This is a genomic window from Paenibacillus sp. FSL P2-0136 (assembly GCF_037975325.1).
GTDB classification, from domain to species: Bacteria; Bacillota; Bacilli; order Paenibacillales; family Paenibacillaceae; genus Paenibacillus_AQ; species Paenibacillus_AQ silagei.
The window spans coordinates 958,147-976,982 of the sequence record NZ_CP150244.1 but is presented as its reverse complement, the minus strand read 5'-3'; the positions used below and the strand labels follow the sequence as shown (position 1 = coordinate 976,982).

The 18,836-nt window shown below is 56.9% G+C and carries 19 protein-coding genes; 15 read left to right on the top strand and 4 right to left on the bottom strand.

The genetic code is table 11. The annotated features are described in order from the left end of the window. Positions 1–32: 32 nt before the first annotated feature. Both NYE26_RS03990 and NYE26_RS03985 read right to left on the bottom strand, forming a co-directional pair. On the bottom strand, positions 33–884 hold the full coding sequence (locus tag NYE26_RS03990; protein WP_209878805.1) for a GGDEF domain-containing protein: 852 nt from the start codon (positions 882–884) through the stop codon (positions 33–35). 202 nt (positions 885–1,086) lie between these two features. Further along, the gene (locus NYE26_RS03985; RefSeq protein ID WP_076079535.1) at positions 1,087–1,665 is read right to left on the bottom strand and encodes a histidine phosphatase family protein; all 579 of its coding nucleotides are present in this window, start codon (positions 1,663–1,665) and stop codon (positions 1,087–1,089) included. A 196-nt stretch (positions 1,666–1,861) separates the two neighbouring features. Here NYE26_RS03985 and NYE26_RS03980 point away from each other — a divergent pair, with 196 nt between their 5' ends. From NYE26_RS03980 to NYE26_RS03955, 6 genes are all read left to right on the top strand, one after another. Beyond that, complete coding sequence (locus NYE26_RS03980; RefSeq protein WP_339254030.1) at positions 1,862–3,028, top strand: phosphodiester glycosidase family protein; 1,167 nt, start codon at positions 1,862–1,864, stop codon at positions 3,026–3,028. Between the two features lie 214 nt (positions 3,029–3,242). Further along, positions 3,243–4,865 (top strand): spore germination protein, encoded by a 1,623-nt coding sequence (locus tag NYE26_RS03975; protein ID WP_209878809.1) that lies wholly within the window; start codon positions 3,243–3,245, stop codon positions 4,863–4,865. Further along, positions 4,862–5,965 carry an endospore germination permease gene (locus NYE26_RS03970; protein ID WP_209878812.1) on the top strand — a complete coding sequence of 368 codons (1,104 nt, stop codon included), beginning with the start codon at positions 4,862–4,864 and terminating at the stop codon, positions 5,963–5,965. The genes NYE26_RS03975 and NYE26_RS03970 overlap by 4 nt, the downstream gene beginning before the upstream one ends. Continuing rightward, positions 5,962–7,197, top strand: coding sequence for a Ger(x)C family spore germination protein (locus NYE26_RS03965; protein WP_339254026.1), 1,236 nt, complete (start codon positions 5,962–5,964; stop codon positions 7,195–7,197). Before NYE26_RS03970 ends, NYE26_RS03965 begins: the two co-directional genes overlap by 4 nt. A 12-nt stretch (positions 7,198–7,209) precedes the next feature. Continuing rightward, positions 7,210–7,443 (top strand): hypothetical protein, encoded by a 234-nt coding sequence (locus NYE26_RS03960; RefSeq protein WP_076079529.1) that lies wholly within the window; start codon positions 7,210–7,212, stop codon positions 7,441–7,443. A gap of 10 nt (positions 7,444–7,453) precedes the next feature. Beyond that, positions 7,454–8,548, top strand: a complete 1,095-nt coding sequence (locus NYE26_RS03955) for an endospore germination permease (protein WP_339254024.1) — start codon at positions 7,454–7,456, stop codon at positions 8,546–8,548. Here the strand turns inward: NYE26_RS03955 and NYE26_RS03950 are convergent. Beyond that, positions 8,540–9,442 carry an AraC family transcriptional regulator gene (locus tag NYE26_RS03950; RefSeq protein WP_339254022.1) on the bottom strand — a complete coding sequence of 301 codons (903 nt, stop codon included), beginning with the start codon at positions 9,440–9,442 and terminating at the stop codon, positions 8,540–8,542. The genes NYE26_RS03955 and NYE26_RS03950 overlap by 9 nt on opposite strands. A gap of 246 nt (positions 9,443–9,688) precedes the next feature. On the opposite strand from NYE26_RS03950, the gene NYE26_RS03945 reads away from it, so the two are divergent. From NYE26_RS03945 to NYE26_RS03935, 3 genes are read left to right on the top strand one after another with little or no spacing between them, the layout of a single operon-like run. Further along, on the top strand, positions 9,689–9,943 hold the full coding sequence (locus NYE26_RS03945) for a FeoA family protein (RefSeq protein WP_036723378.1): 255 nt from the start codon (positions 9,689–9,691) through the stop codon (positions 9,941–9,943). After that, positions 9,940–10,671 (top strand): FeoB small GTPase domain-containing protein, encoded by a 732-nt coding sequence (locus tag NYE26_RS03940; protein WP_339254020.1) that lies wholly within the window; start codon positions 9,940–9,942, stop codon positions 10,669–10,671. Before NYE26_RS03945 ends, NYE26_RS03940 begins: the two co-directional genes overlap by 4 nt. Continuing rightward, complete coding sequence (locus tag NYE26_RS03935; protein ID WP_339254018.1) at positions 10,649–12,058, top strand: nucleoside recognition domain-containing protein; 1,410 nt, start codon at positions 10,649–10,651, stop codon at positions 12,056–12,058. Before NYE26_RS03940 ends, NYE26_RS03935 begins: the two co-directional genes overlap by 23 nt. 68 nt (positions 12,059–12,126) lie before the next feature. Here NYE26_RS03935 and NYE26_RS03930 read toward each other — a convergent pair whose 3' ends face one another. After that, positions 12,127–12,681 carry a hypothetical protein gene (locus tag NYE26_RS03930; RefSeq protein WP_339254016.1) on the bottom strand — a complete coding sequence of 185 codons (555 nt, stop codon included), beginning with the start codon at positions 12,679–12,681 and terminating at the stop codon, positions 12,127–12,129. 161 nt (positions 12,682–12,842) lie between these two features. On the opposite strand from NYE26_RS03930, the gene NYE26_RS03925 reads away from it, so the two are divergent. From NYE26_RS03925 to cysC, 6 genes are all read left to right on the top strand, one after another. Beyond that, positions 12,843–13,688: an STM4015 family protein gene (locus NYE26_RS03925; RefSeq protein WP_339254014.1), complete on the top strand. Its 846-nt coding sequence runs from the start codon at positions 12,843–12,845 to the stop codon at positions 13,686–13,688. Next, positions 13,688–15,142, top strand: a complete 1,455-nt coding sequence (locus NYE26_RS03920) for an STM4014 family protein (RefSeq protein ID WP_339254012.1) — start codon at positions 13,688–13,690, stop codon at positions 15,140–15,142. Before NYE26_RS03925 ends, NYE26_RS03920 begins: the two co-directional genes overlap by 1 nt. 15 nt (positions 15,143–15,157) lie before the next feature. After that, positions 15,158–15,943, top strand: a complete 786-nt coding sequence (locus tag NYE26_RS03915; protein WP_339254010.1) for an STM4013/SEN3800 family hydrolase — start codon at positions 15,158–15,160, stop codon at positions 15,941–15,943. Positions 15,944–16,015: 72 nt separating this feature from the next. Beyond that, positions 16,016–17,374, top strand: a complete 1,359-nt coding sequence (locus NYE26_RS03910) for an STM4012 family radical SAM protein (RefSeq protein ID WP_339257310.1) — start codon at positions 16,016–16,018, stop codon at positions 17,372–17,374. Beyond that, a complete protein-coding gene (locus tag NYE26_RS03905) occupies positions 17,371–18,240 on the top strand; it encodes an STM4011 family radical SAM protein (protein ID WP_036723230.1) in 870 nt (289 codons plus the stop codon). Before NYE26_RS03910 ends, NYE26_RS03905 begins: the two co-directional genes overlap by 4 nt. After that, positions 18,240–18,800 carry an adenylyl-sulfate kinase gene (cysC, locus tag NYE26_RS03900; RefSeq protein ID WP_339254007.1) on the top strand — a complete coding sequence of 187 codons (561 nt, stop codon included), beginning with the start codon at positions 18,240–18,242 and terminating at the stop codon, positions 18,798–18,800. Before NYE26_RS03905 ends, cysC begins: the two co-directional genes overlap by 1 nt. Positions 18,801–18,836: the final 36 nt, after the last annotated feature.

The following is an 18,836-nucleotide window of genomic DNA, read 5'->3' as shown; positions in this document are numbered from 1 at the left end:
AGCCCCACAAAGTGGGGCTTTAGACGAAATATTTATTGTGCCCTTGAGCTGCTGACCAGCTTCACGGAAGGAATACGGCTCTCCTGCTTGTATACGGCATAACGCCCGCTTCCCAGCTGCTTGGCACTGTACATAGCCGAATCCGCCTCTTGAAGCAGCTGCTTCGGGTCAATCCGGCCCTGGCTAATCGTCACGCCTACACTGGCGGACACGAATAATTCATGGCTCTCCAGCTTATAGGTCCGGGTGATGCGCTCCAGAACCTTAAGGGCAAGCTGCTCTGACTCCTTACGGCTGCAGCGTTTGGCGATAATGACGAATTCATCTCCGCCCACCCGGAAAATATGCCGCTTGCCTTTGCAGGTAAATTGCTGCAGGCTGGTTCCTACAGCCTCCAGTAAAAGATCCCCTGTATGATGGCCGAGGGTATCGTTAATCGATTTGAACCGGTTCAGGTCCAGATATAATACCGACAGCTGCTCGCTCAATTTGCAGTGATCCCAGAAATGATCCATTCCGTTCTTGTTCAGCAGGCCGGTCAGCGTATCCCGGTATGCCAACTCCTTGAGCTGGTCACGCTCTCCAAGGATCATGCGGATCCGCAGGAACAGATACAGAATACCGGCAAGTGTCAGCATGTACAGGAACAAAGAGATCAGCAGGCTTCTGCCTTCTGTAGTGAAGCCGGTTATGGCTCTTCTGCCCAGCAGATGCATGCCGCCAAGCCCGGCACTGATTACCAGCACCACAAGACTCGAGCGGACCGCCCGGGTTCTTTGCGGTTGTCTGGAGAAATCCTTTGTCAATCTGAGCGTGCTATATACGGTCAGGACCCCTATAAGTATGGATAGAATCGTCAGCATATAATTGCGGGCCTCTTCCACTAGTCTTACGCCCTCCTTCAGCCTATCAATGAATTTATGGTTTTATCGCTTTTAAGCGCTACTGTACAGGATCCGACTGAACATATTCTGAACAACTCCGGCAGGGGATGCTGGACATTAATACCCCCACCGGATCAGCACTAAGCATATTATCGGCAGGACCGGCGCTTTATTGTAATGAAATGCTCGGAAATATCCCGTCCTATCCGTCCATATGCTCCGCGCTGTTGTACAATTCACAGCTCCAGCTGTCATTCTCATTGACCAGGCAGGTGATAGAGGTGTTCTTCAGCAGCACGCTCACATCCAGGGAAGGCACAAGTCCGGCCAGCGTACTCCGCAGAATAGCCCCGTGGCTGACGACCAGCACATTGCTGCCGGGATGGCGGGCAGCAAGCTCTTCAATCGCCCGGACTCCCCGCTCGCGGGCCAGCTCCTGGCTCTCCAGCTTCAGATCCATCGTCTTCCACTGGCTGCCGAAGCGCTCGATCCGCTCGCTCTCTGTGGTTCCTTCAATCAATCCGCCGTTCATCTCCCGGATGTCCGGAAGGAGACCGGCCAGCGGGATGCCCAGCCTCCCGGCGATAGTCTCCGCCGTCTGTCTGGCCCGCAGCAGGTCGCTTGAATAGATATAATCCCACGCTTCGCCGCTAAGCCGCTCCGCAAGCACGCCGGCCTGCCGGAAGCCTTCCTCGTCCAGAGGATTATCCGTGTGGCCCTGGACCCGGCCCTCCTGATTCCAGCGAGTGCTGCCGTGCCGGATTAAGCCTATTCTTGTCATGATCGCTACCACCCTTATATGCAGATATTCTAATGTGTTCCCATTATAAACTAACCCGCTGCTGGATGCATGCTCCATTGACGGTAACGGAAGACGATTATATGATGGTAGCTCAAGTGCTGCATTCTGGGGCCTGTTCCAGAATCATCCTAACCTGCAGATCAACCTGCTATAAGCAAAGGAGATTTTGTGTATCATGAAAAAAATGCTCACCCTCTTTACCGCCTTCTGTCTGCTGGCTGTCCTTCTTCCAGCACTGCAATCCGGTGCCGCTGCGGCGCCGCAGGCCAAGCTTGCCGTATATGTGGACAAGGAGAATCACTCCTTCATCCCGGTCCGCTTCCTGAACGGCTTCGCCGGTATCCAGTCTGTGCTTACCGCTTCCGGCGGCCAGATTGAGATATCACGCGGCGAGAATTCCATTAGCTTCACTCCAGGCAAGCCCGGGGCTTCCGTCAACGGCAAGCCCGTTACCGCAAGTGTGCGGCCTTTCAGTGAGAACGGGACCACCTATGTCCCCTTGTCTCTTGTAAGCCAGACACTTGGCATACAGCTCCAGTGGAACAAGGAGGCCGGTTCGCTTACGCTGACAAGCGGGGCTGAAACAGGCACCGCTGAGACAGCCACCCTGCCTGTACAGAACGGCAGCCTGATCAAGAGCGGATCGCCCGCTGTAGTCAGCGGACATCATACCTACAAGGTCGGCGGCCGCTCCTTCAGCGTCCAGACGGTCACAGTCTCCCTGCTGCATCCTTCGGTGAAGCTGGATGCTGTTCTGGCCGGGAATACCGTCGGCAAGACAGAAGCTCTTGCCAGCATCGCCAAGCGCAGCAATGCCGCCGCCGCGATCAACGGCACATTCTTCGCCGCCTATACTGACGGCGCCTTCAAGGTTCCTTACGGCTACATCATCAGCGGCGGGAAGATGCTGAAGAACAGCTCCGGAGATAAACGGGCTGTCTTCGCTTACGACAGTAATATGCTGTCTGAGCTGATTCCGGGCAGTGAATTCAAGGCACGCTTCGATTCCGGTTCCGTTCTCGGCGCACTCCAGGCGGGACCACGGCTGTTGGTCAACGGGAAAGTCGCGCTGAATGTGGCGGCCGAAGGCTTCCGGGACCCCAAAATCCTGACTGGCGGTGGCGCCCGCAGCGCATTGGGCATCACCCGCGATCATAAGCTGATTCTGCTGACCTCCGGCGGGGCAACCATCCCCCAGCTGGCGGAAATTATGAAGCAGGCCGGAGCCTACCAGGCGATGAACCTGGATGGCGGTGCCTCCAGCGGCCTGTACTACAATGGCAAGTATCTGACGACTCCGGGACGCCTGATCAGCAACGCTCTGGTCGTACAGACTAAATAATGCACCAAGCTTAGAGTGTAAATCTTAAGTGTGTTGATGAAACTGCCTTTATGGAATGCTGAGAAGCGGCCATTCCTATGGGCAGTTTCTTTTTTTGATTCCAGCGGCTCCTCAAGCGGGCTCAGTTCAGTCTGTAATCAGGCAGAATAAGGAATACGCCTACGGGGGATAATACACCAACACATCCAGATTTCAGCAGAAGGGAGCCCCCGAGATGCCTCAAGAGCCGAAGAAGAGCCGCCAGACTACCAAAGATCCTGTAGAAACCTCCGTGCCTGCACCGCTTCCGCTGAAGCTCTCCCTTGAGGATAATTTACAGGAGTTCAGCCGCCGGATCGGCAGCAGCTCGGATATTGTCATCCGCCATTATAAGAGTGAAGCCAAGCCTCCACTTACCCTTGCCTTCATTTATATTGACGGTCTGGTCAACGCAGATACGGTCAACCAGGCGGTGCTCCAGTCTTTAATGGAGAACAGCACGCTGAACGGAGATAGCATTACCACAGAAGCTGCCTTCAACCTAATCAAGGAGCACATTCTGCCGGTTGGGGGAGTGAAGGAGGCCCGGACCCTGGAGGTGCTGCTGCCCCTGCTTTTTGACGGCTATACCCTGATTCTGTTCGAGGGGCTTCAGGTCGCACTGGCCGCCGACACCTCCGGCTGGGAGAAAAGAAGCATTAATGAGCCGACCTCCCAGGGGGTTATCCGCGGGCCCAAGGAAGGCTTCACCGAGAGCCTGCGCACCGGAACCGCCATGCTGCGCCGCCGCCTGAAAACCGCTGATCTGCGGATTGAGGAATATACCATCGGACAGCGTACAGGGACCGGAATTGCCCTCGTCTATCTGAAGGGCCTTGCCAGTGAACAGGTGCTGACCGAAATCCGCCGCCGGCTGAACGCCATCAATACCGACGCCATTCTGGAGAGCAATTATATTGAAGAATTCATACAGGACGGCGGACTGACGCCTTTTCCCACCATTCAGAATACCGAACGTCCCGACGCCATGGCCGGGGGCATTCTGGAAGGCCAGGTGGGGATTGTCATTGACGGCACCCCCTTTGCCCTGCTGGCCCCGTCCACCTTCTTCAACTTTTTTCAATCCAGCGAGGATTACTACCAGCGGTATGATATTTCCTCCTTTCTGCGGCTGATCCGCTACGGTGCGTTCTTCGTCTCTATGCTGCTGCCTGCACTTTATATTGCCGTTACTACCTTTCACCAGGAGATGCTGCCGACCACGCTGCTGATCAGTCTGGCTGCCCAGCGGGAAGGCGTTCCGCTCCCCGCCTTCGCAGAGGCACTGCTGATGGAGCTGACCTTCGACGTCCTGCGTGAAGCGGGGGTACGTATGCCGCGGACCATCGGACCGGCTATCTCTATCGTCGGTGCGCTGGTGCTGGGGCAGGCTGCCGTTCAGGCCGGGCTGGTCTCGGCGGCGATGGTCATTGTGGTTTCTTTTACCGCCATCTCGAACTTCGTGATTCCGTCACTGGCCATCGCCAACTCCATCCGGCTGATCCGCTTCGTGATGATGTTCATCGCTGCCTCGCTCGGCCTGTTCGGCATTATGTCCTTCCTGATGGTGCTGCTGATTCATATGGCAGGCCTGCGCTCCTTCGGAGTTCCCTATCTGTCTCCGGTAGCGCCGATGATTCCGCGTTATCTGAAGGATATCTTCATCCGCGTTCCGCTATGGGGCATGAATATGCGTCCCAAGACCAATCTGGGCAAGGAGACCCGCAGACAATCACCGCACCAGAAGCCGCAGCCGGCTGAAGACGCAGCCAAGCCATCACCGGCACAGCCTAAGCCGCAGGGAGAGGGTCCAGCATGAATGGAAAAATTGGCACCACGCAAGCCGTCCTGCTTGTCGTCAATACCATACTGCCGACAGCTACCGTCGTGCTTCCTATCATTATCAGCACCTATACTGAGCAAGACGCTCCGCTCGCCATTATTCTGTCTACCCTGGCGGGTCTGCTTATTGCCTGGATTGTCGGAACTGTGATTCAGAACAGCAACGGCGCTCCTTTTCTGGACTGGGTCGGGGAGAAAAGCTCTCCGGTAGTGTCCGTGATCCTCGGTCTGCTGATGCTCCAGTTCTACCTGGACACCACGGCAACTATTCTGCGTGAATTCGTTAATTTCCTTAAAGACAACGTCCTGATCAACACCCCGATCACGGTGCTCGTCATTCTGATTCTCTTCATCACCATCTATATGGTAAGGCAGGGCATTGAAGCTATCGCCAGAGTGAACAGTCTGGTGATTCTGCTCTATCTGTTCTTCGTACCGCTGTATCTGCTAGGGCTGTACAGCGACCTGAATGTGCATCATTTGCTGCCCATGTTCGACCATAGTCTGGCTGAGATCACCCTGGCGAGCCTGACACCGACAGCATGGATGTCTGAAGTGGCGGTACTGCTGTTCCTTGCCCCTTATCTGCAATATCCTCAGCGGGCCAAGATTATCGGCTGGACAGGCCTGCTGTTCGTTGCAATCCTGATGATGTTGATTCTGATCACCGCCCTGATGGTATTCGGCCCGGAATTCATTAAGCTGAGTGCCTACCCCGGCTTCGCTACCATCAGCATCCTCCGGGTCGGCCGGTTCATAGAGAAGCTGGATATTCTCTTCATCTCTTACTGGGTGCTGTCGATCTATCTGAAATTTGCCATCTTCCTGTTCGTGACAGTGGAGTGCTTCAAGCAGACGTTCCGGGTCAGCAGCAGCCGGCCCTTCATTGGAGCTCTAGGTCTGATTATTGCCCTGGAATGCCTGTTCTCCTGGCAAAGCTCAGCCAAGCTGAACAACTACAATCAGGAAGGGCGGTTCGTGGTCTTCTTCCTGTTCAACGTCCTGGTGCCGCTGGGCGCGGTACTGCTGAACAGGTTGCACAAGGCCCGGTCTAAACGGAAGGGGCTGGAGACATGATGAACAAACCGGGCACCCTGCTGCGCCTCCTGCTCTGCCTCCCGCTTCTATCCGTTCTGCTCTCCGGCTGCTGGGATGACCGGGAGCTTAACGAGCTGGGCATTACCTCCGGCTCCGCCTACGACTGGGAGGATAATCAATGGAAGGCGACTTATCAGGTCATTAACCCCTCCTCAGGCGCCAGCGGGATGGGTGGCAGCGGAGGAGGCAGCACCAGCTCGCCGCCCTTCCTCACCTTCACAGTCAAGGGGCGGACGATCATGGAAGCCATTGAACGAACGAATCTGACCAGTACGCGGGAGATGTTCTTCTCCCACTCCAGAATCACCGTCATCGGCGAGAGCCTGGCCAGACACGGGATCAATCAGCTGATTGATATGTTCCTGCGCAAGCAGGATGCCAGAGAAACGGTCTTTGTGTTCATCTCCCAAGGAGATGCCGGGATGATTCTGGATCAGCTGATGCAGATGACCAAAAATCAGGGCGCCGGCATCCAGCTTATGATCGAACAGGAATCAAGGCTCTTGTCCTACTATCCGGGAATTCGGCTGTATGAGCTGGCGATGGCGCTGTCCTCCGAGTCCAAAAGCGCGGTGTTGCCGGAGATACTGCTGACCGGCTCCCGAACGATGGATGAGACCAGTGAGACCGCAGTTACCGACCTGCCCTCGCGGCTGGCGCTGGGAAGGCTGGGCGTCATTAAGGGGGATACGTTCGCGGGCTGGCTCAGCCAGAAGCAGGCGTTTGGGCTTTCTTTTCTGACCGATAACATTGATTCTGCCACCATCGCCTTCCCCTCGCGGCCGGCAACAAGCGACAAGCTGGATGCTTCCTTCATCCTGCAGAATTCGGCCACCACCGTCCACCCGGTCTGGGACAAGGATCATTATGTGATGGAGGTTAACGTCAAGGGCAGCGGTGTGCTGACGGAGCTTGGCAGTGTCATGGATCTGAACGACCGCAAGGCGATCAGTGAAATGGAGACCTCGCTGGAGCAACGGGTGCTGGAGCTAATGAATAACGCCTGGGCGGAGGTCAAGCGGCTGGGGGCAGACGTCACCGGATTTGCTGTGAGAGTACACCGGAGCGATCCGAAGCGCTGGAAGCAGATTGAGAAGGAGAAGAGCTGGGACAGCATCTTTCAGGAGATTGAGCTCCGCCCGCAGGTCTCCATCGAGATAGAACGGACCGGACTCAGTAATAAATCATTCAAGTCTGTCCAGCAGAAGTAAGGGAGCATATCTATGAAAATAGCTATTACTCTTCTACTCTATGCGCTTGCCTATGGTTGGGGGTGGACGAAGCTACGCGGAGAAGAACGCCGCCGGCGACGGCTCTTACTTGGCTGCATTATGGGGTACGGGGCGTATCTTAATCTATGCGGAATTACCAATACCCCTCATGTATCGCTGGGCAGCCTGTATACGGCGTTCTTCCAGCCTGTCGGCAGAGCCATTATCTATTGGTTAGGAGGCTAAAGATGCAATCATGGTGAACAAAGAACAGGTCTCTTCCCTGCAGATTGCGTTCATGATTATGCTGTTTGAAATCGGCAGCACGCCGCTGTTCCTGCTTGGGGGCACCGCTAAGCAGGATTCCTGGCTGGCGATGTGTGCAGGTTCAGCGGCGGGCTTCGCCCTTCTCCTGGTGCTGATGTGGATTCAGCACCGGTCTCCGGGCACGGACCTGATCGGAATGCTTAAAGCTCATTTCGGCACAGCTCCAGGGGCGTTCATCGGCGCGGTCTACAGCCTGTATTTCGCCTATCAGTCCATGCGCAATGTCCGCGACCTCGGCGAGCTGACGGCGATGACCATGCTGCCGAGAACCCCAATGGCCATTACGATGCTGGTGTTCGTGCTGCTGGCCCTATATGCGATCTGGAAGGGGGCGGAGGTTGTCTTCAGGCTGCCTGAGGTACTGCTGCCGGTCATGCTGTTCTTCTATTTCCTGCTTGTTGTGATGCTTAGCATCATGGGGGCGATTGATCTCAGCCGTCTGGCGCCGGTGATGGAGGGCGGGCTGAGGCCGGTTCTGCAAGCGGCACTGCCGGAGATCGTCTCATTTCCCTTCGGGCAGATGATTGTCTTTCTGATGCTGTGGACGCTATGGGAGAAGCCCGGTGTGCCTGTAAAATACACAGTGAACGCCTATCTGCTCATCAGCGCATTCCTGATTTTCATGAACGCGCTGAATGTGGCCGTCCTCGGCCCGGCGATAGCGGGAGTGAGCCAGCTGCCTTTTCTCAAAACCGTCCGGGTACTGTCCAATCTCAAATTTGTCGAGCGGCTTGATATTCTGGTCACGATCCAGCTCTTCCTGGGGCTGCTGATCAAGATGATGCTCTTCTACTTCTGTTCCGTAAAAGCTCTTGCAGAGCTGACCGGCAAACCGGCCAAATGGTGGGTCTTCCCTGTGGGGGCAGTCATCTACGGCTCCTCATTCCTGGAACGGGATTACACCCAGCATATCGCCGTCGGCCTGGGGCCGAGTCTGAAGCTTGACCCGCTCTTCCAGGTTGCCATTCCGCTGCTGCTGGCCCTGTCGATCTGGGTGCGGGGCCGGTTACAGCGTTCAGCTTGAAGCAGAGTGCTCCGGCTGCTGGTCGAACTTCAGATTCTGCGGCCCGGACGGAAGGTTCTCCGCACCTGTAGAGCCATCCGTTACGGGAACATCCTTGCCTACTTCCTCGAATTCACATTCCCCCAGCCATACCTGTCCGCTTCCGCTCAGCAGAATTCCGATATTGATCACATCGGCTTCTGACGGAATATCCATGACGCAGGCATAGTGGTTCCATTCTGTGGTTCCTTGTATGCTCCGGTTCTGCATGTTGTCAAATGCCAGCATATTCTGCTGATGATCATCCACCCTCATCCACAGGCCGCTCCAGCCGGTGACATCCTCCGTTCTAACGAACCCGGAGAAGCGCATCCGTCTCCCCCGATACTCTCTTGCCTGAAACTGCTGCATCAAGGTTCCAAAACCATTGTCGTCCTGCGCAGCCTCTTCTTTGGAGTGAAGATGCATCGAGGGACTTGTCTTATAGCAGACGCGGGGATCAATCTCGACCTTATATTTCTCCTGGTGGGTACCTGTAATATACCAGCCTGTAATCTCTGACATTGTAAATACCTCTCTTTCTTGAATCAATAGTCTCACCTGCGATCTGTACTGAGCAGGCGGCAAATCATAAATTTCCTTGAAAGCTCTTGTAAAAGCCTCCTGGCTCTCAAAGCCGCACTGCAGCGCAATCTCAAGAATACGTGTCTCGGAGTACAGCAGAAGATTGGCTGCTTGGCTGAGACGGCGGGCCCGGATATATTCATGGACATTTTTATTCACATATTTACGAAAAATCCGGTGAAAATGATATTTGGATAACCCCGCTGCCTTAGCCACCTTCTCCAAATCCAAATCCTCTTCCAAATGCTGCTCAATAAATTCGATGCTCTTGTGAATCAACTGATAGTGCATGACTCTCACCCCCTCCACAACTCAAAGTATATAGCAGACACCGGAAATACTTTTGATAAATCTTGCTGTATCCATCTTTCCCTAGGGAAACATTATTGTTGCAAGGACAAATTTATTTACGTATACTAATCTTGTGGCAGGATGCAATATTCTGTGCCGTGCACAATATACTATACAAGTGCATATTTCATACTTAAGGATAACTATAACTATTCATTCATTATTCATACGAAAGTGGGAGAGCTTATGGCCGGAGCCGTAATTCCATTGTCTGAAGCTACGAACGGCAGCACGCTGCGGATCAGCGGCATCGAGGTCCAGGGTGTGCTGCGGAGAAGACTGCTTGATCTCGGATTTGTTGCCGGGAACCGCGTAGAAGTGCTGCGGCGCAGCCCGCTTGGAGACCCTACGGCTTACCGGATCAGCAATACGACCATTGCCCTGCGGCGGGAAGAGAGTTCCCTCATTTATGGCGAACTGATTGGAGGCGGAGAAGGATGAGTGAGTATACCGTCGCTTTTGCCGGCAACCCCAATACAGGCAAGAGCACGCTGTTCAACCTGTTGACCGGCATGCGCCAGCATACCGGCAACTGGGCCGGCAAAACCGTAGTCACCGCCGAAGGGCGGTTCACCCACAAGGAGCATACTTACCGGGCCGTTGACCTTCCCGGCACCTATTCGCTCTACTCCAATTCCGCCGATGAAGAGGCGGCCCGGGACTATATTATTTTCGAGGAGCCGGATGTCACGCTGGTGGTTCTGGATGCAACGTCGCTTGAGCGCAACCTCAATCTGGCCCTGCAGGTGCTGGAGATAACGGGACGCGCCGTAGTCTGCATCAATCTGATTGATGAAGCCAAGCGGCTGGGCATTGATATTAATCTGAAGCGGATTGCGGAGCGGCTCGGGGTGCCTGTCACGGCCATTTCGGCCCGCAACGGGATCGGTATTGAAGCGCTGCTGGATCAGATCGCACGCGTAGCGACCGGTGAATTCAAGGCAGAGCCGCTGAAGATCACCTACAACGAGGAGATTGAGCAAGGCATTGCCGAGCTGATCCCGATGGTAGAGCAGACAGTCGGTGCCAGATATCCGGCACGCTGGATTGCCCTGCGCCTGCTGGACGGTGACCATAGCCTGCTGGCTTCCCTCAAAGCCCATATGAGACGCAAGGGTACATCTGTAGCGAAGGAGGTGGCCCGCCATGGAGTCACCGCATGCCATTAACGGCCAGGACCCGCTCGATTCCCTGCTCGCTACTGCGAAGAAGCTGGCAGACAAAGGGGCGGTCCGCGACGAGATCGTCAGCGGAATCTACGGCGTATCGGCCGGAATCTGCAGCGATGCCGTTACTTATCACGACAAGAAGAAGCTGGGCAGCACCTACAAGCTGGATAATATCGTCACCTCGAAAATCTGGGGCTTCCCTATTATGCTCGCCGGTCTTGGTCTGGTATTCTGGATTACCATTGCCGGAGCCAACTATCCTTCCGGCTGGATTGCCTCCCTCTTCAGCTGGATCGAAGGCTATCTGACCGCGGGCTTCGAGGCTGTTCATGCCCCGGCCTGGCTGCACGGCGTCCTTGTGCTGGGACTGTATCGCGGAACCTCATGGGTCATCAGCGTCATGCTGCCGCCTATGATGATTTTTTTCCCGGTGTTCGCGCTGCTGGAGAATTTCGGCTATCTGCCCCGGGTGGCTTTTAATATGGACCGCTTGTTCAAGAAATCCGGGGGGCATGGCAAGCAGGCCTTAACGATGTCGATGGGCTTCGGCTGCAATGCTGCTGCTATTCTGTCCACCCGCATTATTGAATCGCCCCGTGAACGGATGCTGGCCATTCTGACCAACAACTTCGTCCCGTGCAACGGCCGCTGGCCTACACTTATTCTGCTCTCCTCCATGTTCATGGTCGGGGCGGCAACCACCGGGGCACTGCGCACCTTCGCGACTGCGCTGGTGTTGATGGGTATCGTGCTGATTGGAATTATCGTCACCCTGAGTGTATCGTGGATCATGTCCAAAACCGCGCTGCGCGGTGTGCCTACCCACTACACCCTGGAGCTGCCGCCTTACCGCCGCCCGCAGATCTGGAAGACCATTATCCGCTCCTCCAAGGAAAAATCCCTCAATGTGCTGACCCGCGCCATCATCGTGGCTGCTCCGGCAGGGATCATCACCTGGATTCTCGGCAATGTGTTTGTCGGCGGTGAGAGTGTGCTGAATCATATGGCGGCCTGGTTCGATCCGTTCGCGCAGCTGCTCGGCATGGACGGCTTCATTATTATGGCCTTCATCCTCGGCCTGCCCGCTAACGAGATTGTACTGCCTATCCTGCTGATGGGCTACATGTCCTCCGGGGCCATGGTCGATATCGAAGGTCTCGGCAGCATTAAGGACATCTTCCTGAGCCACGGCTGGACCTGGCTGACGGCGCTGAATATGATGCTCTTCTCCCTGCTCCACTATCCTTGCGGCACCACACTCGTGAACATCTACAAGGAGACCAAAAGCCTGAAGTGGGCCGTGCTCTCCGCCGTCATCCCGCTCGCTATCGCTATCGGCGTGACCTTCGCGGTAGCTTCGGCAGCCCGGCTGTTCGGCTGGGTGTGAGCGCAGGGGGCTGCGGGCGGCAGTAGGGCAGAAGCTTACGTCAAGTACCTGCTCCTTCAAGCAGAGCACTATTCTCCCGTCCGGGCGGATAGTGCTCTTTTGCGCTTTTGTGCGCGCGGCGGTTCATATCGTCGGGGGTGTGAGCGCGGGCCTGGGGCGCTTTCTTCGCGGTAAGCCCTGGCACGCCTGCCACATTCTCTGTAGCCCCCGATTGTGATCGGTTTTTCGATTATATTCCGCTCATTCGCCTCCGCCACGCCCAATGTGATCGGTTTTTCGATTACATTCCGCCCACGCGCCTCCGCTACGCCCAATGTGATCGGTTTTTCGATTACATCCCGCCCACGCGCCTCTGCCATGCCCAATGTGATCGGTTTTTCGATTACATTCTGGTCCACGCGTCTCCACGCTGGCACATTGCGATTGTGTTCGGTTTTTCGACTATATTTGGTCCACGGGCCCTGCGCTGGCATATTGTATGCTGTTTTTCGCCTATATTTGGTCCACTCGCCTCCCGCACTGCCCATTGTGTTCGGTTTTTCGACTACATTCCGCCCACGTGCCTCTGCCACGCCCAATGTGATCGGTTTTTCGACTACATTCCGCCCACGTGCCTCTGCCACGCCCAATGTGATCGGTTTTTCGACTATATTTGGTCCGCACACCCCCGTGGTTACAGGAGTTAACGGGCAAATAGGGACACTTGTTCCTCTGCTATTTGACTCTCCCTCTCCCTACATGTTAGGGTGATTTGGAAGCTATTATTTTCCGGGAGGGATTGTTCATGACAGCAGTGAAGCTCAGTATTGATTACGATGGATTTGAGGAAGGCAAACGGATAGAAACGGAGATTGAACGCTTAAGCGAAAGTCCTGAAGCCGCCGGGCTGACCAGCCTTACGATTGGCGACTGGGGACAAGCTTATGAGCAGAGTTCGGAGCATGTGGTTGAGGCTCTGGTGAAGCATAGTGCAAGCTTCCCGGCGCTGCGCAAGCTGTTCATCGGGGACATGAGCTATGAGGAATGTGAAATCTCGTGGATTAACCAGACCGATCTCTCGCCGCTGCTGCCCGCTTATCCTGAGCTGCAATCCCTGACTGCACAAGGCGGTACCGATCTGCGTCTGAGCCAACTGCAGCATGACAAGCTCGAAGAACTCATTATTATTACCGGCGGACTCAGTAAGGCCGTGCTGGCGGACATTGCCGCTTCTCGCCTGCCGAATCTGCGCAAGCTGGAATTATACCTTGGGGTGGACAATTACGGCTTCGACGGCGGGCTGGAGGACCTCCTGCCGCTGATCGAGCCCGGGAAATTCCCTAATCTAACTTATCTTGGACTCAAAAACAGTGAGATCCAGGACGAAATTGCCGCAGCCCTGGCGGATGCGCCGATTCTGGACCAGCTCCATACCCTGGACATGTCACTGGGAACGCTTAGCGATACCGGCGCAGAGGCGCTGCTCGCCAGCGAGCGGGTGAAGGGACTGAAGCTGCTCAACCTGAGCCATCACTACATGTCTGACGGGATGATGCTGCGCCTGAAGGACAGCGGATTGCCGGTGGATGTCAGCGACCAGCAGCAGGCCGATGACGATGATGACTGGCGCTATCCGTCGATCACAGAATAATGCAGCCCGCTGCACCGCTGATTGTCTTCTGCCAGCCCGGCGACCGGCGCTCAGCCGGTATCCAGCAGGCGCGCTCGCGTCTCGGGATGCCACCGGCGCTGCTGATTCCCTACGCCGGGCTGCTGGAGGGCCAGCCGCTGGCTGATCTGCTTACGCTGGCTGCGCAGCGGCAGATTCGGGACGGAGGCCCGGGGCAACCGCTGCTGGAACAGTGGGAATCCCTGCGCGACTACAGCAGCGGGCCCTCCGAGCGGGAGTCCGCTGGCGGCAGCTCCAGCGGGCATCCCACACAAGAGTCTGCTGGCGGCAGCTTCAGCGGGCATCCCACGCAAGAGTCCGCTGGCGGCAGCTTCAGCGGACATCCCACGCAAAAGTCCGCTGGCAGCAGCTTCAGCAGGCACGCTGCGCCGGAATCTGCAGCGTGCCCGCCACTGCTGCGGCTGGAGTCCCCCGGCGGCAGCTTCGCGCTGGAGCGGGCGCTTATCGCGCTGGGCGCACCGGATGCGCCGGACCCGGACGACTCGCTACACCCGTTCGGGCAGCAGCCGGACCTGAGGCCGCTCAGCTTCCAAGCGGCCTCCGCCCTGAAGGACCTGCCTGGCGTGCTGCATCACCCGTCCCAGTGGTTCCGCGGCTACTGCCGCCTGCTGGCGCGGCTCCGGCGTGAGGCCGGGCAGCTACTGCCCGCCCCCCGCTGGACCAACGATCCGGCGGAGATCGCAGCCATGACGGACAAGCGCCGGACCCAGCAGATTCTCGCCGAGTCCGGCGTGTCTGTTCCCCGGCCGCTTCGCGGCAGCGGCGGACAAGCCCCCGTGGACTACGCCTCCCTGCGCGAGCTGATGCTGTCGCAGCGGATGCACCGCGTGTTCATCAAGCTGGCCAGCGGCTCCGCCGCGTCCGGCGTGATCGCTTATCAGCTGAACCCGGCCACGGGAGCAGAGTCGGCAGTTACCACCATCGGGGTCGAGAGCTATATCACCCGGCCCCCGGTGTATTATAATTCCGGCAAGCTGCAGCGTTATACCGATTCTGCCCGCCTTGCCGGAATCATTAACTGGCTCTACCGCCACGGCGCCTATGCCGAGCAGTGGATTCCGAAGCCCGGCAAGGACGGACATTCCTTCGACATCCGTCAGCTGGTTGTCGCTGGTGAAGCCTGCCATGCAGTCGCTAGAGTCAGCACCACACCCATTACGAATCTGCATCTGCGCAGCCGGCGGATGACTCCGGCGGAGGCCGGGCTGAGCGAGGCACAGCAGGCAGAAGTACGCCGGACAGCGGAGGCTTCGCTGGCCGCTTTTCCAAATTGCTCGGTTGCGGGCATTGATGTGCTGGCGGGAAGCTCCGGGCGGATGTATACGGCAGATGTGAATCCTTTTGGCGACTTGTTGTACGATGTTGAATACCAAGGCTGCAGCACCTACGAATGGGAAATGAAGCAGCTGTCTTAGGAGGAATCCGGCCCCATGACCGATATGAACGCCATTGTCGGCACCCACGATATCTTAATGATCACACTCGATACTCTGCGCTACGATGCGGCTGTGCTGGAGGAGGCGAATTGCCCCAACCTGTGCGGCAGCGGCTCCTGGGAGCAGCGGCATACCCCCGGCAGCTTCACCTATGCGGCCCATCATGCCTTCTTCGGCGGCTTCCTGCCCACTCCGGCTAACACGAATAAGGCTGAGCATGTGCGGCTGTTCCACTCCAGGAATACCGGGCTGAAGACCCATCCCCATACCTGGCTGTTCGATACACCGGATATGGTGTCGGGGCTGGCAGCGGCGGGTTATCAGACGGTGTGTATAGGAGGCGTAATCTTTTTCAGTAAAAAAGTGCCCCTCGCCCGCGTCCTCCCCGGTTATTTCCAGCAGAGCTATTGGCGGATGACCTTCGGGGTCACGAACCCGCGCTCCACGGAGCATCAGGTGAATCACGCGCTCAAGCTGCTCGGCAACACCCCGCTGGACCAGCGGCTGTTCCTGTTCATGAATGTCTCGGCGATCCATGGCCCGAACCATATATTCCTGCCGGGTGCGCGCAAGGATTCAGTGGACAGCCAGCGGGCTGCGCTGCGTTATGCCGACGAAGAGCTTGGGCGTCTGTTCGATGCGTTCCGGGAGCGGGGTAATCCGGTGTTCTGTCTGGCTTTTTCCGATCACGGCACAGCTTACGGCGAAGACGGCTATCAGGGCCACCGGCTGGCGCATGACACGGTATGGAATGTTCCGTACCGGGAATTTATTTTATAAGCATTGAACTGAAATTCGATCCCGCACAAGGAAGGAGAACGTATGACGTCCATCCGGCAATCTCTGCATCACATGAACCAAGACGGACACCCTCCCTTCTCCGCTGGGGAGCTTCAGCAATGGACGGAGCAAATCACGGCCCATCCTTACCGCAATTATCTCTATTCCTATCCGCACAAAACCGCTTACCGCGAGTTCGCGTCCCCCCTTCCTTTAGAGGAGCTGTGGAGGGATGAGCCTGCGGAGAGCTTCTTCTTATATATGCATATTCCGTTCTGCGGCGCGCGCTGCGGCTTCTGCAATCTGTTCACGTTGCCTGATAAAAGAGCGAATGTGCACGCCGAATACGTTGACGCACTGGAGCGGCAGGCGAGGGAGTGGGCAGTCTTCACGGGACATAAGCCTTACGCGCGCTTCGCCATCGGCGGCGGAACGCCCAGTCTTCTTGCTCCTGCGCAGCTGAACCGGCTGTTCAGGATTGCAACGGATATCATGGGGGTTAATCTTAGAACCACCTCTATCTCCGTGGAGACCTCACCCGAAACGCTGACGGAGGAGAAGCTGACGATTCTGAAGGATCATACTGTGGACCGCGTCAGTATGGGCATCCAGAGCTTCGTAGCCGCCGAGTCGGCTGCGATCTACCGCCCGCAGGACCCCGAGGTGGTCTACCGTGCGTTGGAGCTGCTGGGGCAGTTTGATTTTCCCATTCTCAATCTGGATCTGATCTACGGACTCCCGGGGCAGACGGTGGCCTCCTGGCTCTATTCGCTGAACCAGGCGCTATTGCATGAACCGGAGGAAATCTTCCTCTATCCGCTCTACACCCGTGAGCATACGATTGTGAAGCCGGGCGACCTGGTGAACCAGCTGGATATCCGTCACGAATGCTATGAAGCGGCACGTGCAGTGCTGGCAGAGCGTGGCTATCGCCAATACTCGATGCGCCGGTTCGCCAAGGAGGATGCCGGGACCGGCAAGAATATTCTCGACTACAGCTGCCAGGAGGAAGGGATGGTCGGCCTCGGGTGCGGCGCGCGTTCCTATACCCGGAATGTTCATTATGCCTCCCGCTACGGCGTCAGCCGCAAGGCCACGGAGAGCATTATCGCGGATTATGTTGCAGCCGAGCGTTATGATACAGCCGATTATGGCATCGTGCTGAGCCTGGACGAGCAGAAACGGCGGTTCATTCTAAAAGCAATCCTGCACAGCGAAGGACTGACAATTGCGGACTATAACCAGCGGTTCGGGACTACCCTATGGGAGGATCACCCCGAGCTTGGCCTCTTGGTACAGAGCGGGTTCGCCACGGATGATGAGGGCATTCTGCGGCTGACTCCTGATGGGCTGGGCTACTCCGATTCCATCGGTGACTGGTTCATCTCCGGTGAGATCCGCGAGCAGATGAAGGAGTTCGTCCTGCCATGAAGGCAGTCCTCTACTACCGGGGTTCCCTCTCCTCCTGTAATTATGACTGCCCATACTGCCCCTTCGGCAAAACCAAAGACAGCGCCGCCACCCTCGCCAAAGACCGCGCAGGTCTTGAGACCTTCGTCCGCTGGGTGGCGGAGCAGGGGGCTGCAGGCCACCGCCTGTCTATTTTTTTCAATCCGTATGGCGAGGGCTTGACGCACCGCTGGTACCGGGATGCGCTGATCACGCTGTCCCATATGGAGCATGTGGACAAGGTCGCCATCCAGACCAATCTGTCTGCCCGGCTTGATTTCACCGCTGAACTGAACCCGGCCAAGGCCGCCTTCTGGGCAACCTATCATCCGGGTCAGGTCAGTGAGGAGCGGTTCCTGGCACAGTGTATGAGCGTATACCGCCGGGGAATTCCTTTTAGCGTAGGCAGTGTGGGGGTGCATAGTGCCTTCCCGGCTATCGCCTCGCTGCGTGCGGCCTTGCCGGAGGACGTGTATCTGTGGGTTAACGCCTACAAGGACAAGCGGGATTATTATACGGCGGAGGATATAAGCTTCCTGAGCGGGATAGACCCGCATTTCCAGATTAATGCCATGGACTACGACAGCCTCGGCGCCAGCTGTAATGCCGGCAGCAGCGTATTCTACGTGCAAGGCCCCGGCCTGGTGAAACGCTGCTACAAGGACCGTGCGGTCATCGGCAACCTCTATCGTGACGGACTGGAAGGGCTGGCGGCCCAGCGTAGCTGCCGCATGAAGGTCTGTGACTGTTATATCGGCTATATTCATATGCCGGAGCTTGGCCTGGAGCAGATCTACGGCTCCGGCCTGCTGGAGCGGATTCCTTACGGCGCAGGGAGGACAGAGTAATGACTACTGGTAAGCTACAGGCACACAAGACCTCTGCCGGGTTAACGATTTGGCTTACCGGTCTGTCGGGAGCGGGCAAGTCTACGCTTGCCGCGCTGCTGACAGACCGGCTCCGGGAGCAGGGGCAGGCGGTGGAATGGCTGGACGGCGATGAACTGCGGCGCAGCTTGGGCCGTGGACTCGGCTTCAGCCGTGAGGACCGGTTCGAGAACATCCGCAGAGCGGTCTACCTCGCCGGAATGCTGAACCGGCATGGCGTGATTACCGTGGTCTCGGTAATCAGTCCTTATGCTGAGATGCGCAGCTATGCCCGGCAGGAATTGCCGGGCTTCGTCGAGGTCTATGTGGACTGCCCGCTTCCCGTCTGTGAAGCAAGGGATGTCAAAGGGCTGTACGCCAAGGCCCGCTCCGGTGAGCTTCCGGCCTTCACCGGGATCTCAGACCCTTATGAAGCTCCGGCTGACCCGGAGTTGACGCTGCACACAGCGGAGCGTACACCGGAACAGTGCATGGAAGAGCTGATCAGCTGGCTCACAGAGCATCGGCTTTATCGGCTGTGATGGAATAGGAGCATACAGAATAAGGAGGGGCATTAT

Bases quoted from the DNA above. Each gene is read 5' to 3' on its own strand.
- NYE26_RS03985 (WP_076079535.1), bottom strand. From the start codon at position 1,665: ATGACAAGAATAGGCTTAATCCGGCACGGCAGCACTCGCTGGAATCAG.
- NYE26_RS03980 (WP_339254030.1), top strand. From the start codon at position 1,862: ATGAAAAAAATGCTCACCCTCTTTACCGCCTTCTGTCTGCTGGCTGTC.
- NYE26_RS03975 (WP_209878809.1), top strand. From the start codon at position 3,243: ATGCCTCAAGAGCCGAAGAAGAGCCGCCAGACTACCAAAGATCCTGTA.
- NYE26_RS03970 (WP_209878812.1), top strand. From the start codon at position 4,862: ATGAATGGAAAAATTGGCACCACGCAAGCCGTCCTGCTTGTCGTCAAT.
- NYE26_RS03965 (WP_339254026.1), top strand. From the start codon at position 5,962: ATGATGAACAAACCGGGCACCCTGCTGCGCCTCCTGCTCTGCCTCCCG.
- NYE26_RS03960 (WP_076079529.1), top strand. From the start codon at position 7,210: ATGAAAATAGCTATTACTCTTCTACTCTATGCGCTTGCCTATGGTTGG.
- NYE26_RS03955 (WP_339254024.1), top strand. From the start codon at position 7,454: ATGGTGAACAAAGAACAGGTCTCTTCCCTGCAGATTGCGTTCATGATT.
- NYE26_RS03950 (WP_339254022.1), bottom strand. From the start codon at position 9,442: ATGCACTATCAGTTGATTCACAAGAGCATCGAATTTATTGAGCAGCAT.
- NYE26_RS03945 (WP_036723378.1), top strand. From the start codon at position 9,689: ATGGCCGGAGCCGTAATTCCATTGTCTGAAGCTACGAACGGCAGCACG.
- NYE26_RS03940 (WP_339254020.1), top strand. From the start codon at position 9,940: ATGAGTGAGTATACCGTCGCTTTTGCCGGCAACCCCAATACAGGCAAG.
- NYE26_RS03935 (WP_339254018.1), top strand. From the start codon at position 10,649: ATGGAGTCACCGCATGCCATTAACGGCCAGGACCCGCTCGATTCCCTG.
- NYE26_RS03925 (WP_339254014.1), top strand. From the start codon at position 12,843: ATGACAGCAGTGAAGCTCAGTATTGATTACGATGGATTTGAGGAAGGC.
- NYE26_RS03920 (WP_339254012.1), top strand. From the start codon at position 13,688: ATGCAGCCCGCTGCACCGCTGATTGTCTTCTGCCAGCCCGGCGACCGG.
- NYE26_RS03915 (WP_339254010.1), top strand. From the start codon at position 15,158: ATGACCGATATGAACGCCATTGTCGGCACCCACGATATCTTAATGATC.
- NYE26_RS03910 (WP_339257310.1), top strand. From the start codon at position 16,016: ATGAACCAAGACGGACACCCTCCCTTCTCCGCTGGGGAGCTTCAGCAA.
- NYE26_RS03905 (WP_036723230.1), top strand. From the start codon at position 17,371: ATGAAGGCAGTCCTCTACTACCGGGGTTCCCTCTCCTCCTGTAATTAT.
- cysC (WP_339254007.1), top strand. From the start codon at position 18,240: ATGACTACTGGTAAGCTACAGGCACACAAGACCTCTGCCGGGTTAACG.